The following is a 16,305-nucleotide window of genomic DNA, read 5'->3' as shown; positions in this document are numbered from 1 at the left end:
TCGCGTCGCCCTTCTCGGGTCCTCGGGTCCTGGCGACTTCTGCCGTTTTGTTGACTGTTTTCGCCGATTCGATTGGATGCCCCCCGTGCCGCCCACCGCGCGCCGACCCATCCAGCGAGAGCTCCGCCCCACCCTCGTGCTGGGCAATGCCCTCGACCATTACGACACCTGGCCTGCGCCCACGGTCATCGTCTCCGACGGCGCGTACGGTGTCTCGGGCTTCCCGGGCGATCCGCCGACCCCGGATGGCCTCGTCGACTGGTATGCGCCTCACGTCGACGCCTGGTCTCGCCGCGCCTTGCCCTCCACCACCCTCTGGTTCTGGGGCACCGAGATCGGCTGGGCCACCGTCCACGCCCTCCTCATGCGCAATGGCTGGGCGTACCGGAGCTGCCATATCTGGGACAAAGGCATCGCCCACGTCGCCGGCAATGCGAACACCCGCACGCTGCGCAAGTTCCCCATGGTCACCGAGGTCTGCGCGCAGTACGTCCGCGAGGTCCACCTCGACTCCGCTGGCGTCAGCATGCCCATGAAGGCGTGGCTCCGCCGCGAGTGGGAGCGCTCGGGCCTGCCCATCGGATTGACCAATGAAGCGTGCGGCGTGAAGAACGCCGCGACGCGCAAGTACTTCACCCGCTGCCACCTCTGGTATTACCCCCCCGCCGAGGCCTTCGAGCGCCTCGTCGCCTTCGCCAATGCGCGCGGACGCCCGGAGGGGCGCCCCTATTTCTCCGTCGACGGGAAGCGCTCACTCACGGGGGAAGAGTGGGCCGGAATGCGCTCGAAATTCCATTGCGAGGTCGGCGTCACGAATGTGTGGCACGAGCCGGCGGTGCGCGGCGCCGAGCGATTCAAGGCCGAGGCGCGCGCGCTGCATGGCAATCAGAAGCCCGTGAAGCTACTCGACCGGATCATCCGCGCCTCGTCGGATCCTGGCGACGTCGTGTGGGAGCCGTTCGGCGGCCTCTGCACCACGGCCGTCGCCGCCTTCGCCGTGGGGCGGCGCTGCTACAGTGCGGAGATCGCCACGCAGTACCACGCCCTCGCGAAAGAGCGGCTCGCCCGGTGCACGCCCCCCCCTCCCCTCGCCGCCACCCGTCCAGCGTCTGGCGACGAGACGCAGGCCGACGTCACGGCCGCCTGACCGTATCCAGCGTCAGTCCTCATCCAGCGTCAGTCCTCGGTGGGCGTCCCCGACCCCTGAGGCGACTCGTTGCGCGCCTTCCCGTCCTTTCGGCGCTCCCGCGGCATCGGCACGGTCGGGAGCTGCAACGGCTCCACCGTCGCGCTCACCACCAGGCTGCGTACGTCGAAGATCCGCCCCTCGTCGTCCCCCGCCGAAGAGACCCGCCCCCCGTCCTCACAGATGAACGTCTCGTGCACCTGTGCGTGCAGCTTCTCGTCGATGAGGATCTGCCCTGGGTTCGCCTGGAGGGAGAGCCGCGCGGCGCGCGCCACCACCGCGCCCAGCACCGTGTAGTCGAGCCGCCCGATCGCCCTGGAGCCGATGCTGCCGGAGATCAGATCGCCAGAGGCCACCCCGATGGAGACGCCGCACCCGTACGGCGATCCCTTCCCGCTCCGCTCGGCCAGCCGCGAGAGCTCGTCACGCGCTGCGAGGCTCGCCTCGACGGCGCGCCGGCCGTGGTCCTTGCCGTGGAAGAGCGCCATCACCGCGTCTCCGATGAACTTGTCGACGACACCACCGCGCGCGGTGATCTCCGGGACGATGATCTCGAAGTTCGCGTTGAGCAGACGGATGGCGGCGTCGGCGCTGCGCGAGCGCGCGTGGCGCTGGAACCCACAGAGATCGATGAAGGCCACCGTCCCCTGGACATGCTCCCCCGCAAGGTTGTCCGCGGCGCGGATCACGGGGAGGAGACGGTCGACGATGCCGTCGTTCACGAACATCCGCAGGATGCCGTTCTCCTCGGTCGCGCGGATGCTGCGGCGGATCTCGCGGACGCGCTCGGAGGCGTTCTCGATGGTGGCCTCGAGATCCTTGAAGTCGATGGGCTTGACGAGAAAGTCATGCGCGCCCCGGTTCATGGCGGCGCGGATGTTCGCCATGTCGCTGTAGGCGGACACCATGATCACCTTGAGCGTCGGGCTCACCTCCGCAGCCTGCCGGAGGAAGGTGAGGCCATCCATGCCGGGCATGTTGATGTCGCTGAGGGCGACCTCGATGTCGGGGTCCCGGCGCAGCGCTTCCAGCGCGCTGCGGCCGTCGACGGCGAAGGTGAAGTGGTAGTGCTTCCTCCTCACCTGGTCCCGGAAGCGCGCCTTCATGAGCGTCTCGACGTCGGGCTCGTCGTCGATGACCAGGATCTTCGTGGTCAGACGAGGCTCGGCGAGGGCGGCGAAGGCGGCGGCCATCTCCCCGACGGACTGGAAGCGGTTCCCTGGCTCCTTGGAGAGCGCGCGCTCGAAGAAGCGATCTACGGCGGGAGACAGCTCCGGGACGAGGGTCGACGGGGCCTTCGGCGTGGCCGAGGTGATCTCCACCATCAGCTCGTTGGAGTCCTTGCTCTGGAAGGGGAGCTGTCCGGTCAGGGCGTGGTACGCGACCACGCTGAGCGACCAGAGATCGGTCCGACTGTCCGCAGCTCTGCCCTCGACCTGCTCGGGGCTCATGTAGCTGGGCGTGCCGATCGCCTGGAGGGCGCCGGCATCGTCGAGCGCCGCTTGCCGCTGGAGCACGGTCGCCACACCGAAATCGAGAATCTTCACGTTCTCGCCGGTCTCGCCGGGCACGATGAAGATGTTCGCCGGCTTCAGATCCCGGTGGATGATCCCCTCGCCGTGCACCGCGCCCAGCGCGCGCGCCGCCTGCATCAAGATCTGGCTGACGGCCGTCAACGGCAAGCTCCCCCGCTTGTGGAGGCGCGCGGCGAGGTCCTCGCCTTCGAGCAGCTCCATGACGATGTACGGCGAGCCGCCGTCGATCCCGTAGTCGTACACCTGCACGACGTGCGGGTTGTGGAGCTGCGCGATCGCCATCGCCTCACGCTCGAACAGCTCGTGCGACCCGCTCGACCCGGGACGGTCGGGGCGCATCAGCTTGAGGGCGACGCGGCGGCGGAGCTTGGTGTCGAAGGCGATCCAGATCGAGCCCATCCCGCCGCGATCGAGCTCACGCTCCAGGCTGTACTTTCCGCCGATCTGTTGCGCCATTCAGACGTCATCAGCGTACTCCAGCAGCTTCCAGGGGAGCAATCCGGAACCCTGGGCGGGCTCACCGACGCCCGCGCGTCGCCTCCTCAGGAAAAACGTCAGCGGCTACCGCAGAGCAGCGCTGCGACCAGGCTGGCGCCGGCCGCATCCTCCACCTGAGCACGCGCCACGGTGGCGGCGGGAACGGCCTCGGCCTGCCACCGCAAGCTGGCCGAGGCGTCGAGGGTGCCTGCGCCCTCCACGGCGATCTCGACCTGATGGAGCTGCCCCCCCGTGACGAACGACAGCACCACGCGCGTGTCGTCGCGGTACACCGGCACGACGACGGCGCCGAGCGCGGTCAGGGCCCGGGTGAGCCGCGCCTCGGCGTCGTCCGAGGCCTCGAGCGGGCGGAGCGCCGTCGCGATCTCCACCCCCGCCACCGTCGCCGCGGCGCGGGTCCCGGCGTCCCGCACCGCCCGGCGCAGGCGCTCTTCGAGCGTGGGCTCCTTGTCGACCCGAGCGCAGTCGGCAGGGTCGAGGCGCAGCACGTAGCGCACCAGCGCCTGCGCTCCTCCCCCGGGCACCTCCGCCCCTTCGAGCCGAGCGCGGCGGAGCATGGCGGCTGCGGTCGGCTGTTCCTGCGCGTCGAGCAACGCCGCCGCCCCCCCGAGGACGGCCTCGGGCTCCGGACGCTCGGGCAAAGCGCGTGGCACGGCGTCCCGGTACGCGCGATGCCAGCCTCGCTCGATGCCCGGCAGCCGCAGCGCGAGCGCGAGGCCAGCCAGGTCGGTCTCCGGCGTGCGCACCGCCCGCGCGAACGCATCGCGCACCGTCGAGAGCTGCGCCGGGTCCGACGAGAGCGCCGCATAGGCCGTCGGATCGACGAGGAGCACGAGCCGCATCGCGCGGACCTCCTGCGCCCCGACCGCCCAGCGCTCGGGGGCACCGACCATCTCCACGACGGCCCCGTCCACGAGGGCGGAAAGGCGCCGCGCCCCCTCCGCCAGCAGCAGCTCGCGCACGGCGACGCGGAGGGCGGAGAGCGGATCGCTCACGCGCTGCCCATGCGACCGCGCCGCTCGGCTTCCTCGGTCTCCAGCACCGCCTGCGCCTCGGCGATGGCCTCCGCCTCGCGCTGGGCCTGGGCGTCCATGGGGACGTGGTGCTCCTGTTGCCCAGGGTGCGGGAGACGCCGCCGCTGGCTCAGGTCTTCCGAGTTCGACGCCTCGGCGATCGCCGCCGCAGTCCGGCGGACGTCATCGTAAGGCTTGGCGAGATCGAAGATGACCTTGGTGTTGCCCTGCGACAGGTTCGCGAGCGCCTCGAAGCGCCGCAGCTCCATCGCGCCCGGCGAGCGCGAGAGGATCGAGGCGGCCTCGGCGAAGTTCTTGGCGCTCTCCACGTCGGCCTCGCTCTTGATGACCACGTAGCGGCGGTCGCGCTCGGCGATGGCGACCTTGGCGAGCACCTCCTGCATCTGCGGCGGGAGCTGGACGTCCTGCAGGCCGATCGTCTCCACGTGCAGCCCCCACGCGCTCACCGCCGTCTCGACCTGAGCGCGCACCTTGGCGGCGACCTCCTCCCGGTGCGCCAGAAGCTCGTCGAGCCGCGTCTCGCCGACAACGTCGCGCAGCACCACCTTCGCGCGATCCTTCACCGCCGCCTCGTAGTTCTCGACCGCGAGCGTCGCCTTCTCCGGATCGGTGACGCGGTAGTACACCACCGCGTCGATCATGGTGGTCACGTTGTCCCGGGTGATCACCATCTGCCGCAACAGGTCGCGGTTCTTCATGCGCGTGTCGATGCGCCGCAGCTCCTGCACCCCGGGCAGGAACATCGTCAGCCCGGGCGCCACCCGCCCCGAGAGCTTTCCCAGCGTGAAGCGCAGGGCCACCTCCCACTGGTTGATCTGGCGGAAGCCCGACAGCAGGTAGGCCAGCAGGAGAAGCCCGAGCGTGACGAGGACAGGGAGCATGGTCGAACTGTAATACACCTCCGCCTTGACGGCGTTGCCGCACGGTGACGAAGCGGGTACGTGCGGCGAATGTCCGACGTCGAGGGGTCCGGGGACGAGGTCGATGGCCAGGATTTCATGCCCAGGCGACGCAAGTGGCCTGCGCTGCTCGCGCTGGGGGTGCTGGTCGCGGCGGCCGGAGGCGCTGGCCTCTGGCTGTCACGGCGGCCCGTCCCCCTGCGGGTGCTGATCGCCATCGACCTCGACGGGACCTGGTGGGAGGGCTCGGAGCCGGCGGCGGAGCTGGCCGATCGGGTCGGCGAGCACCTGACCAAGCTGGGCTTCGAGCCCGTGCGCGGCGGCGACCCGGAGGTCGCGGCGGTGCTGGAGAAGGCCAGCTCTCCGGAAGAGGCAGCGCGCAAGCTGCGTGCGGCGTTCCTCGTCACCTCGCTGCTGGTCCCGGAGCGCATCGAGCACCCCGTGGACAAAGGCTACGTCGAGGTGCGGGTCGCGGGCGGGATCGCCGTGCGGCACATGGACGACGCGGAGGCGTGCCAGCAGCAGCAAATCACGGGCTGGTCGGGCGCGCCCGAGAAGGACGAAGCCATGCGCCTCGTCGCCCGGTCGCTGAGCAGCATGGCCGTGGACGCCGTGGTCCCCAGCTTGCTCGCGCACCCGACCATCCAGTCCGTGCTGGAGAGCAGCGACATCAAGCGCCTGGAGAAGCTCCAGCCCGCGAAGAAGTACGTCGCGTACCGGCAGAGCCGGCTGAAGGAAGTCGAGGACGCCTACGCTGCCACGGGACGCGAGCGCGAAGCCGCGGAGCGAGGCGCCAAGGTGCAGTACCACAGCGTCCCGTCAGCCGCGGACACGCTCGGCACCGTGGGTCCCGCCGGCGCGCTGGTGAGGACGGCGGACGTGACCCCGTTCATCTCGCCCACCACGCTCAACCTCACTGGCATCACCCGCATGGAGACGGTCGTCTGGCGAGCCCCCGATGGCAAAGAGAGGCCGCTCTGGAGCGGCTACCACATCTTCAGCCAGCCCTCGGCCGCGCCGGAGGGCTCCCCCGTGCTCTTCGTCGAGGACCTGTTCGGCTGGGCGAAGACGCTGACCGTGGTGGACGCCGGCGGCAAGGCGCGGCGACTGCGGGTGGACGCCCAGCACCGCTTCGTGGGCCCGGAGGTCGCGCCCGGAGGCAAGCTCGCCGCCCTGTACGATCGCGCCTGCCGCGACTGCGCCGGCGACCTGCTCGTGATCTCGCTCGACGACGGCAGCGAGCGGTTCCTCCTGCCTCTCGACGGCGGCGAGTTCCACGGCTTCACGTGGCTGAGTCCGACCTCGCTCGCGTACCTGCACCGCCCGAAGCCTCCTTCGGAAGGCGGCGACGAGGCCGACCTGGGCGTCGAGGGCCCGGTGAAGCCTGCGAAGGCGCAGGCGTCCACCGCGAAGGCGCAGGCGCAGGTTGCCCCGGCACAGGTGCTGACCCTCATCGACGTGAGCAAGCGCCCTGCGAGCGTCGTGAAGTCCATCGAGGTGCCCGCCAGCGAGACCTGGGCGCGCCCCTCGGCGAGCACCGACGGCCGCAAGCTCGCGGTGGTGCTCTTCAAGGACGGCCCCAACCGGCTGGCCACGATCGACGTCGAGAGCGGCAAGGTGACCGTGCACGATCCCGAGGGACGCGCCGACGAGCCCGCGATGTCCCCGGACGGCACCCGGGTCGCCTTCAGCCGGGAGGGCGACATCGCGCTCTTGACGCTCGCCACCGGCGAGACCCGCGCGCTCACCGCCAACCCGATGCTGGAGCGCTCGCCGCGCTTCTCGCCGGACGGCAAGCGCGTGTACTTCGAGTCGGTGGGCGCCGATCCGAGCCTGCCCCGCCGGCAGGTGAGCCTCGTGGCCTCGGTGGAGGTGCCATGAGCGAAGCGGCCCTGTTCTTCGGCCTGTCGAGCGCGCGGCTCAGGGCACGCTGTCGGAGGGGCGGCGCCGCGCTGGCCCTCGGCCTGTTCCTCCCGTACGAGATCGTCGACGAGACGCCCCAGTTCGTGTGGAGCCTCTTGCCCGAGCTGCCCCCCGCGGGCGTGCTGGCGGCGCTTTCGCCGACGGCGGCGGGGCTGGCCATCCTGGCAGCGTCGTTCCTGGCCCGACGCGCAAGCTCCCTGGCCGTGACGGTTCTTGCGGCGCTCACCCTGGCAGGACTGTTCATCCAGTTCGGCGCAGACGCTGCCGCGTGGGAGGTGCTGGACCTGCCCGAGAGCCTCTCGGGCCGTTCTCCGCCCGCTTTGCTCGCGCTGTCGCTCACGGCCGCAGGCGCGAGCCTGATGTTCCGGCCCGCGGCGCGACGAGCCGGTCGGTGGGTGCTGAGCGCAGCGCTCGTCGCCGCGGCGCTGTTCTATGCCTTTCCGATGCGCGGAGAGGCCCCGCTCGTGCTGCTCGCGCGCGCGCTGGTCTCGCTGCCGGAGCTGCCGAGTCTCCGGTTCCAGCTCGGGATGCTCTTCATCGCGCTGGTGGCGCTGTGGCCGCTGCTCCTGCCGATCGCAGGGCTCCAGTTCCTGAACCGACCCCCGACCCGCGAGCAGCCTCTCCTCGCCGCCTTCGCGCTGTACGGCCTGCCCACCATCCTGCTCCTGTTCGCCTACCGCGGTCTGCTCGGGGGAGCCCTCGGCGCAGGGCTGGGTGCAGCGCTGCTGGCGATCGCGATGCTCACGGCGCTGCTCTGCCTGATGGCGTCGGCCGTGGAGGTGCTGGCCGAGGCCTGGGTGACGCCGGAAGCGGAACTCGCGCTGGCGCCCGGACTGCCCTTGCAGCGCGCCGCGATGATCGGGGCGCTGGCGACGGTGCTCCTGGGCAGCGCGCAGTGGCAGCTGGCGCGACCGCCGGTGAAGGGGGTGACCTGGACACTGAAAGAGCGCACGGCCGAGGGTGACGAGCTGTTCGGGGAGCGCTTGCACACCTGGAGCGAGGCGCGGCTGCGGTGGGACCGGAGGGTGCGCGCCGACAGCGCCGCCGGGCGTCTGGTGCAGGTGAAGTCCGCAGCGCGCGAGCTGACGAATGCCGCGCGGGCGCTGGACGCCGGGCTCGGCGAGGCGATGGTGGCGCTGACGTCGGAAGCCGGGCAGCTCGATCTGGCCGGGCGGCGCTGGTACCGGCTGTTCGGTGAGGTGAACGAGGCGAGCCGGCAGGCCGGGTTGCCCTACTACGTGGATCCGACGGTGCGCGTCTACCAGACGGAGGAGGGGCTCCGTCGGCACTTCCACGCCCACAGCTACCGGATCGAGAAGGCGCGGCGGTTCACGATGGGCCGCCAGGAGCTCGCGGCACTGCACGTGCGGCAACTCGGACACCGGCGGGACGGGCACGCGCGGCTGGGATTCTCGCGGGATCTGCAGCCATTCGCGCTGGTGGTGCTGGACGAGCTGGAGCCCCACCGGGACGAGGTGGTGGCGATGGCAGCGGAAGAGGTGTGTTTGCTGGACGGCGAGAAGGAAGGGAGCGCCGTGCCCCGCAAAGGAGATGGCCCCGGGAGCGGGTCGGGTGACAGCGCCTCCGACGCGGGCGCTGCGGGTGATGTGGGGATGGCAGGCGCAGGCGCTGCGGATGCGAGCGCCGTGGACGCTGGAGCGGCAGATGCCGCGGCAGCAGACGCCGGGATGGCCGACGCGGGGGCAACGAGCGAAGCCGAGACGTCCGGAGCGCCCGAAGCGCCCGAGGACGAAGCGATGCCGCTTCCAGGGGGCGACGACGGTGAGCGGAGGCGAGGGCTCGCCGTTTGCGGAGCGATGCTCGCAGAAGCGGTGCGGAACGCTGGCGGGGAGGAGCCGCTGCTGGTGGCGCTGACGGAGGCGACGGAGCGGCACGAGCTGCAACACCAGGTGGATGGGCCGCACCTGCCCGTGGCAACGCTGGTGCGAAGGCGGCTGGGGGGCTACGGGGAGGCGTCCCGGGAGCGGGCGAACCGGGAGCTGTCCGCGTACCTGGCGGAGATGACGGGGCCCGGGTCGGCGCCACGCCTGGGGCTGGTGCACCTGGCGCGCTTCGCCTTGCTGGGGCGACGCGGGGTGGAGCACCAGGTCGGGTTGATCGCGCTGGAGGTGCTGAGCGGGCGAGAGGTGCGGGGGATGGACGGGGCCGGCAAGCTGGACGTCGGGAAGGTGGCACAGGCCCTGGAGCAGCTCCGCCAAGAGGGGGACGACGCGCTGCGGGAGCGGGCGCGTCAGGCGTGGGCCTCCCTGTTCGGAGAGGCGCTGCTGGAGGTGCAGGGGGTGCCGTGAAGGACGTGGGGACGTTCGCGCCGAAGCCACCCCTCACGCTCGATCCGTTGCGCTGACTCGACGGGTCGAGTTTCAGAGTCGACGGACCGAGGCGTGGGGTCGGGGAGCGTCGCAGTCCGCAGGATGCCCTCCATATCCGGACGAGCGAGGCAGCGTCTTCCGGACGAGCGAGGCAGCTCCCACAGCCGTTTCGACAGCCTTTTCCGGTTCCCTCGGCTGGATTCCAGCGGCCTTTCCTGGTCGCTCCCAGGCCTTCCGCCGTCCAATCCCGGCGCCTTTCCCTGTCACTTCTGGACCTTCCTTCGACAGGTCCCAGAACCTCTCCCGGTCGGTACCGGACCTCTCTGGATCGGTTCCCGACCCTCCTCGACAGACTCCCCCATCTCTCCAGGTCGGTTCCCGAACCTCCGCCGACAGATCCTCTGACCTCTCTTCGTCGGTTCGAGACTTCCCCCACGACAGGTCCCAGAACCTCTCCCGGTCGGTACCGGACCTCTTTCGACGGATCCCAGAACCTCTCCCGGTCCATTCTCGAACTTCCTCCGACAGGTCCCAGGACCTGTCCTTGCAAGCACCTCCCAGGCTGAGCACAGGGAGGAGGAGAGCGGCAGCGCAGCCATGGCGTGGCATGGAGGTCCTCATGCGAACTCACAGTAGCTGGAATCGCCGACACCGAGACATCCAGGGAACAGGCCTGGACCCGCAGCCGCATACCTGGATCAAGGTGTCGAGAGGCGCGCGAATGCCAGGGCAGCCGCTATCCAGCAGTGTCTGGTCTCGGGAGCGTTTCGCTCGATGATTTCAGCAGGGAAGCGATGCCAGTCGTTCGAGGGATCGACCGAATTCGGAAAGCAGTAGCGAACTCGACTCCTGCGAAAGGGGTGCGCTCGGCCTCTCGGGAGAGAGGCCTGAGCCAAACAGCAGGAGCGAATGCTACCCGCTGCAGGCGCTGTCTTTGCCGAAGTCCCAGCAGTTCTGGACTTGCCCGCCTGCGCCGTCGCCCCCGTTGTCCGGAGCAGTGCCAGCGCCGAGCCCCCCATCCCCAGCGACCGCAGCATCCATCACGAAGGTCGCGCCCGTGACGCTCGCGTCGCCAGCCACGGCAATGCCCAGCGCGTGACCGCCGGTCCCGCCGCCACCGTGCCCCCCACGACCACCGCGACCCCCTTCGCCACCGCGGCAGCTCTGCCGGGCAGCCCCTTGGCCTGCTCCATTGCCACCACCCAGCCCAGGCTGTCCACCTCCCTGGCCCTCCCCCCCTTTGCCTCCATGACCCGCCCGTCCGGCAGTGACGGTCGTGCCTTCCAGCGTCACCGTCGCGTCGAGCACGAGCAGGGCGATGCTCGAGCCACCCGCCTTGCCGCCATGGCCACCTGCACCGCCGCATCCTCCCGTACCGCCTGCACCACCACTCGACCCGACCCGGGGGATGGTCACACCATTGCACGTAATGTTTTGTGCACCGCGAGCAGCGCCACCACCACCGCCACCGTGGCCGGTTTGACCCCTGAGCCCAGGAGCGCCGTCCACCCCCGTGTAGCCCATCAGCGACACGGAGCCACGGCCCGAGACGCCGCCGCCATTCGTGCCGGCTCCACCTTCTGCGCCCGGTTCCCCGTTCCGACATATCGAAGCGCCGTTGACGCCCTCACCCACGCCCCCGTCTCCGAGGTTGGGGGGGTCGGGATCGACCGGCTCCGGGAGGCCGTCCTCACCACTGCCCGCCGCTTGCGGTACGCCACTCATGAGCACACCGCCATCTCCACCTTTCCCTCCGGTCGACGAGGGGGCATCCGTGCACACCTTGACGGGCGCCACGGCGCCCGGATTCTCGGCTCCGCTCAGACAGACGCCAGTACCGGCACCGCCATCGTTACCGTCCAGGTCCGGATCATCGGCTCGAGGTGCTCCGTCGGCCCCATTCTGCGCATTGCCGCCCCGGAACTCACTGTTCAAGGCATTGAGCATTCCCCCGGTCACCGCCACCGCGATCGACGAGCCACCAGGCGCCTGCGCGTTCGCCGCCGTCACGTTCAGGTTCCGCACCACGTAGTCGCCGCCATCCAGCCTCAGCGCCACGAGGTCCGCCGGACCGCTCAGCGTCGCCTTCGAGCCCTCCCCCCACGTCCACGCGCCCGTCGCACCGCAGTCGGTGAAGCCTGCAAAGATCTCGGCGCCGCCCGTGAACTTCACCGTCGCAGTTCCCGCCGGGTAGGTCTCCGCGCAGGCGTAGATCCGCTTCGCCCCCTTCGTCGCGGCCTCTGCGAGGCTCTTGAACGGCTTCGCCTTCGTCCCATCACCCCCGTCCGCTGCGCTCGCGCTCACGAACGTGCCGCAGTCGTCCCGCACCAGCGCCGGGTCGGTGACAGGATCACCAGGACACACCGGAGGCTCAGACATCCCCGATCCACCGGCCCCAGAGCCAATTTCCTGAATCGAGAAGTCGTCCAGACCGGCCAGGACAGCGCATGCACCTTCCACGCTGAGCAGAGGGATCAAGAGAGCAGCCGCGCAGCAGCGGCGTAGCCAGGAGAGCCTCATGCGAACTCACGCTATCTGGAATCGTGGACGAAGAGACATCCAGGAAACAGGCCTGGACCCGCAGCCGCATCCCTGCGCAATGGATGGAGATGCAGGCAGGTGCAGAGCCGCGTCACCCTCAACGACGCGGCCTCATCGAAGCGCTCGAACCGTTTCTCCCTCGTCCTACCTGCCTCGCTCACACACAGGGAGGGAAAGCAAACGTCGCGTGGCAGCGCAGGAGCACACCGTGGGACGCTTGGCCAGACTTGGGCGTCGTGATCGCCTGAGCCAGTCTCTGGGCCTCCAGGTCAGGCCAGGAGGGGTTCAGCGATGCCAAGAGAGTCCCCTCCACGGCCGCCACCGCCGGGCCCTCCAGCTCCCCGTGTGCATGGCATGCTCTCGCACCGAGAGCGTGTGGCTCGGGGCTGGTGGTGTCCTGCGAAAGGGGTGCGCTCGGCCTCTCGGGAGAGAGGCCTGAGCCAAACAGCAGGAGCGAATGCTACCCGCTGCAGGCGCTGTCTTTGCCGAAGTCCCAGCAGTTCTGGACTTGCCCGCCTGCGCCGTCGCTCCCGTTGTCCGGAGCAGTGCCAGCGCCGAGCCCCCCATCCCCAGCGACCGCAGCATCCATCACGAAGGTCGCGCCCGTGACGCTCGCGTCGCCATCTACGGCAATGCCCAGCGCGTGACCGCCGGTCCCGCCGCCACCGTGCCCCCCACGACCGCCAAGACCCCCATCTCCACCACGGCAGCTCTGGCGGGCAGCCCCTTGGCCTGCTCCATTGCCGCCACCCTGCCCAGGTTGGCCACCCCGCTGCCCCTCCCCCCCTTTGCCTCCATGACCCGCCCGTCCGGCAGTGACGGTCGTGCCTTCCAGCGTCACCGTCGCGTCGAGCACGAGCAGGGCGATGCTCGAGCCACCCGCCTTGCCGCCATGGCCCCCTGCACCGCCGCATCCTCCCGTACCGCCTGCACCGCCACTCGACCCGACCCGGGAGATGGTCACACCATTGCACGTAATGTTTTGTGCACCGCGAGCAGCGCCACCACCACCGCCACCATGGCCGGGTTGACCCCCGAGCCCGGAAGCGCCGTCCACCCCCGTGTAGCCCGTCAGCGACACGGAGCCACGGCCCGAGACGCCGCCGCCATTCGTGCCGGATTCACCATCTGCGCCCGGTTCCCCGTTCCGACATGACGAGGCGCCGTTGACGCCCTCACCCACGCCCCCGTCTCCGAGGTTGGGGGGGTCGGGATCGACCGGCTCCGGGAGGCCGTCCTCACCACTGCCCGCCACTTGCGGTGCGCCACCCACGAGCACACCGCCATCTCCACCTTTCCCTCCCGTCGACGAGGGGGCATCCGTGCACACCTTGACGGGCGCCACGGCGCCCGGATTCTCGGCTGCGCTCAGACAGACGCCAGAACCAGCACCGCCATCGTTACCGTCCAGGTCCGGATCATCGGCTTGAGGTGCTCCGTCGGCCCCATTCTGCGCATTGCCGCCCCGGAACTCACTGTTCAAGGCATGGAGCGTCCCCCCGGTCACCACCACCGCGATCGACGAGCCACCAGGCGCCTGCGCGTTCGCCGCCGTCACGTTCAGGTTCCGCACCAGATAATCGCCGCCGTTCAGCGTCAGCGCCACGAGGTCAGCCGGACCGCTCAGCGTCGCCTTCGACCCCTCTGCCCACGTCCACGCGCCCGTTGCACCGCAGTCGGTGAAGCCTGCGAAGATATCGACGCCACCCGTGAACATCACGGTCTCAGCTCCGGCCGAGTAGCTCTCCGCGCAGGCGTAGATCCGCTTTGCCCCCTTCGTCGCGGCCTCTGCGAGGCTCTTGAACGGCTTCGCCTTCGTCCCATCACCCCCGTCCGCTGCGCTCGCGCTCACGAACGTGCCGCAGTCGTCCCGCACCAGCGCCGGGTCGGTGACCGGGTCCCCGGGGCAGGCGGGCGGCTCGTAGCCACCCGCCCCGCCACCACCCGTTCCGCCGACGTCTCCCTCGCTGAAGTCGAGCGGGAAGCAGCCCATCGCCTGCGCGCTGGCGGCCATGCTGAGAAGTGCGACCGTTCGGGTTGCCCAACGTACGCGACGCATCATCCGATCCTCCGCAGAAACCAAAGACAAGAACCTGGTTCGCTCACTGTGAGTCGCACTAGAAACTCCCACCCAGCATGAGGCCTCCGCCTTGACCGGTCACGATCGGTGTTGCGCGGAGACCTCGGACCGGGGTCGTGGTGGGGGCCGGTTCGCTGGCGGCGATGAGCCAGTACACGCCGGTGCCGGCGAGGGCGAGGCCGCCGCCGACGAAGCTCCAGAAGGAGACGTTGCCGAAGACGGTCTGATCGTCGCGCAGGCCAGCGCGCACCGGAGATCCCATCGGCTCGGCGGCGGCGTCGGAGCCTTTGCCGCTGGAGAGGATCGCGAACACGACGCCCAGGCCGATGCCGGCTGCGCCGACGGCACCGCCGGTGATGAGGATCTCCTTGCGAGGGCCTGACTCCAGCTGCACGGCGACGCGCTGCGACGAGCCCTTGGCGACGAGGATGGAGCGCTTGACCTGCAGGGTGCCACGCCGCACCTCGATCTCGCGCTCGCCCGGGGCGACGAACAGCTCGCCGAGGATGGGGGACTCGCCGATGCGCTTGCCGTCGAGGCGGACCTCGGCGCCGTTCAGGTTCACGGCGATCTGCAAGGTGCCGATCTGCGCTTTGGCCTTGTCCAGGAGGTCTTCGAGGAACTTGCGCTTCTGCGGGGTGCCGCCGAGGGGGAAGGTCTTGAGGGCGTAGGTGAGGTGCTCGGCAGCGTCACGGTACTGACCGGTGAGCATCTCGGTGTTGCCGAGGTTGCCGGCGACGTCGAAGCTCTGCGCGAGGTCCCAGGCGGCCTGGTACTTCACCTCGGCCTCGGCGTACTTGCCCTGATCGTAGAACTCGTTGCCTTCCTGGTAGAGCTGCGCGGCACGCGCGTTCGGATCGTTCGCGCCCGCAGGGGGAGCCGGCGCTGCGGCCTCTGGCGCGGCAGCAGGTGCAGCGGCTGGCGTCGCAGGGGCTGGAGCGGCCGCGGGAGGAGGTGCGGGTGCGTCTGGGCCAGCCTGCGGTTTGCCCGCCAAAGCGGAGCGGGGCGCAGCGATGGCGGTGAACAGCAAGAGGCCCAAGGAGATCAAGCTTCGGGATCGCATCGCGGGCTCGCAGGGTAGTGGCGAACGTCAGAACGGTCGAGGCGGAGCTGTCGTCGTGGCGGTCGGTGTGGGAGCAGGAGCCGGTGTCGGTGCAGGCGCCGGGTCCTTCGCGGTGGTGGCCGCGGGAGGTTTGGTGGTGGTCGCCGTCGGCGGCCGCGAGGTGACCGGGGGTCGAGGCGTCGCGGCGGTGGCGGCTTCGGAGGGGGTCCCCTGCGCGGGCTCGTTGTTCGTGGGCTTCGCCTCGATGGGCGATTGCGGGGGTAGCTGGGGTGCCGGCGGCGGAGGCGTGTCGGTGGGCGTGAGCGGGGGTGGCTCGGTGTTGCGGGTGCCCGCGGCGAGGGTCGCAGGGTCCAGCGTGGGGGCGGCCGTGGGAACGACACGGATGGGTGTGCTCGGGCCTCCGGATGGCTCGGGCCAGGCGACGAGGAACCAGACGCCGACGGCAGCGGCGGCGGTGACGAGCACACCGACGAAGACGCCCGTCCAGGGGCGCGGCTTCTCCGTCTTGGCTTGCGCAGCAGCCGCGCTGGTGGCCGAGGTGGCGAGGAGCTGGGCCGAGGGCAAGGCCTGGCGGTCGACGGCAGGGAGTCCGCCCTTGGCCCAGGGGCTCGCGCCAGGCTCGGTCTTTCCGACCACGGTCTTCGCACCAGCAGGTGGCGCGGCAGCCTGGGGCTGCGCTGCGGCCGCCTGGGGCTGCGCTGCGGCCTGGGGTTGCGCTGCGCGGACCTGGACGGTCGTGGGTTGCGCGCCGGTCTTCAACGTCTGCGCTGCGGCATCACCGCTGGCCGGTCCTTGTGCCCCACCTGGAATCAGCTCAGGGCCGATGGCGCTGGGGAGCTTCCGGATGGTGGGCTGGTTGCGCGAGTTGTCGGCGGGCTTCAGCACGGAGGGAGCGACCAGGATCTTCTGCTGGTCGACCGCAGAGGGGCCCTTGGTGGGCGGCAGCGTCACCGGAGGCACGTAGATGTGCTTCTCGCTGGGACCTGCTTCGCGGTCTTGCTTTCGACGGCGGTTGGCGGGCAGCGGTCCCGTCCACTCCACGAGCTGGCCGTCGTCGTCGTGCGTGGACGCCCGAGGGGGATCCGCAGGCAGGCCATCCAGCTCGTCTCTTTTCGTCGTGGTCATGCCTGCTCCCTGTGCGGCGTGTCGCTGCTGCTGAACTCTGGCCGCGTCAGGTCTCCGTCTGAGACCCGGCTCTCCGCAGGATAGCCCACCT

At 70.3% G+C, this 16,305-nt stretch carries 10 protein-coding genes; 3 read left to right on the top strand and 7 right to left on the bottom strand.

Annotated features, from left to right (window positions below; all coding sequences use genetic code 11):
* The first annotated feature begins 85 nt into the window (after nt 1-85).
* Nucleotides 86-1,147 (top strand): DNA methyltransferase, encoded by a 1,062-nt coding sequence (locus CMC5_RS06375; RefSeq protein ID WP_245678327.1) that lies wholly within the window; start codon nt 86-88, stop codon nt 1,145-1,147.
* 29 nt (nt 1,148-1,176) lie between these two features.
* On the opposite strand, the gene CMC5_RS06370 is transcribed toward CMC5_RS06375, so the two are convergent.
* From CMC5_RS06370 to CMC5_RS06360, 3 genes are all read right to left on the bottom strand, one after another.
* Nucleotides 1,177-3,177: a protein kinase domain-containing protein gene (locus CMC5_RS06370; RefSeq protein WP_050429570.1), complete on the bottom strand. Its 2,001-nt coding sequence runs from the start codon at nt 3,175-3,177 to the stop codon at nt 1,177-1,179.
* 98 nt (nt 3,178-3,275) lie between these two features.
* Nucleotides 3,276-4,214, bottom strand: a complete 939-nt coding sequence (locus tag CMC5_RS06365; RefSeq protein WP_050429569.1) for a hypothetical protein — start codon at nt 4,212-4,214, stop codon at nt 3,276-3,278.
* Nucleotides 4,211-5,134, bottom strand: coding sequence for an SPFH domain-containing protein (locus CMC5_RS06360; RefSeq protein WP_050429568.1), 924 nt, complete (start codon nt 5,132-5,134; stop codon nt 4,211-4,213). Before CMC5_RS06360 ends, CMC5_RS06365 begins: the two co-directional genes overlap by 4 nt.
* 69 nt (nt 5,135-5,203) lie before the next feature.
* On the opposite strand from CMC5_RS06360, the gene CMC5_RS06355 reads away from it, so the two are divergent.
* Both CMC5_RS06355 and CMC5_RS06350 read left to right on the top strand, forming a co-directional pair.
* Nucleotides 5,204-7,033, top strand: a complete 1,830-nt coding sequence (locus CMC5_RS06355) for a TolB-like translocation protein (RefSeq protein WP_050429567.1) — start codon at nt 5,204-5,206, stop codon at nt 7,031-7,033.
* Nucleotides 7,030-9,384 carry a hypothetical protein gene (locus CMC5_RS06350; RefSeq protein ID WP_050429566.1) on the top strand — a complete coding sequence of 785 codons (2,355 nt, stop codon included), beginning with the start codon at nt 7,030-7,032 and terminating at the stop codon, nt 9,382-9,384. Before CMC5_RS06355 ends, CMC5_RS06350 begins: the two co-directional genes overlap by 4 nt.
* Before the next feature lie 933 nt (nt 9,385-10,317).
* Here the strand turns inward: CMC5_RS06350 and CMC5_RS48350 are convergent.
* The 4 genes from CMC5_RS48350 to CMC5_RS06330 all read right to left on the bottom strand — a co-directional run bounded on the left by CMC5_RS48350 (nt 10,318) and on the right by CMC5_RS06330 (nt 16,214).
* Entirely contained in the window at nt 10,318-11,784 is a 1,467-nt protein-coding gene (locus tag CMC5_RS48350; RefSeq protein ID WP_050429565.1) for a hypothetical protein, read from the bottom strand.
* 622 nt (nt 11,785-12,406) lie between these two features.
* A complete protein-coding gene (locus CMC5_RS06340; RefSeq protein WP_050429564.1) occupies nt 12,407-13,960 on the bottom strand; it encodes a hypothetical protein in 1,554 nt (517 codons plus the stop codon).
* A gap of 103 nt (nt 13,961-14,063) precedes the next feature.
* Complete coding sequence (locus CMC5_RS06335) at nt 14,064-15,089, bottom strand: PEGA domain-containing protein (protein WP_179955512.1); 1,026 nt, start codon at nt 15,087-15,089, stop codon at nt 14,064-14,066.
* A gap of 27 nt (nt 15,090-15,116) precedes the next feature.
* A complete protein-coding gene (locus CMC5_RS06330; RefSeq protein ID WP_050429563.1) occupies nt 15,117-16,214 on the bottom strand; it encodes a hypothetical protein in 1,098 nt (365 codons plus the stop codon).
* Between the last annotated feature and the right edge of the window lie 91 nt (nt 16,215-16,305).

It is taken from the genome of Chondromyces crocatus (genome assembly GCF_001189295.1).
Classification (GTDB): Bacteria; Myxococcota_A; Polyangia; order Polyangiales; family Polyangiaceae; genus Chondromyces; species Chondromyces crocatus.
Note: the sequence above shows the minus strand (reverse complement) of the source record. Positions and strands in the feature narration are given on the sequence as shown.

Bases quoted from the DNA above. Each gene is read 5' to 3' on its own strand.
- CMC5_RS06370 (WP_050429570.1), bottom strand. From the start codon at position 3,177: ATGGCGCAACAGATCGGCGGAAAGTACAGCCTGGAGCGTGAGCTCGAT.
- CMC5_RS06360 (WP_050429568.1), bottom strand. From the start codon at position 5,134: ATGCTCCCTGTCCTCGTCACGCTCGGGCTTCTCCTGCTGGCCTACCTG.
- CMC5_RS06355 (WP_050429567.1), top strand. From the start codon at position 5,204: ATGTCCGACGTCGAGGGGTCCGGGGACGAGGTCGATGGCCAGGATTTC.
- CMC5_RS06350 (WP_050429566.1), top strand. From the start codon at position 7,030: ATGAGCGAAGCGGCCCTGTTCTTCGGCCTGTCGAGCGCGCGGCTCAGG.
- CMC5_RS48350 (WP_050429565.1), bottom strand. From the start codon at position 11,784: ATGTCTGAGCCTCCGGTGTGTCCTGGTGATCCTGTCACCGACCCGGCG.
- CMC5_RS06340 (WP_050429564.1), bottom strand. From the start codon at position 13,960: ATGGCCGCCAGCGCGCAGGCGATGGGCTGCTTCCCGCTCGACTTCAGC.
- CMC5_RS06335 (WP_179955512.1), bottom strand. From the start codon at position 15,089: ATGCGATCCCGAAGCTTGATCTCCTTGGGCCTCTTGCTGTTCACCGCC.
- CMC5_RS06330 (WP_050429563.1), bottom strand. From the start codon at position 16,214: ATGACCACGACGAAAAGAGACGAGCTGGATGGCCTGCCTGCGGATCCC.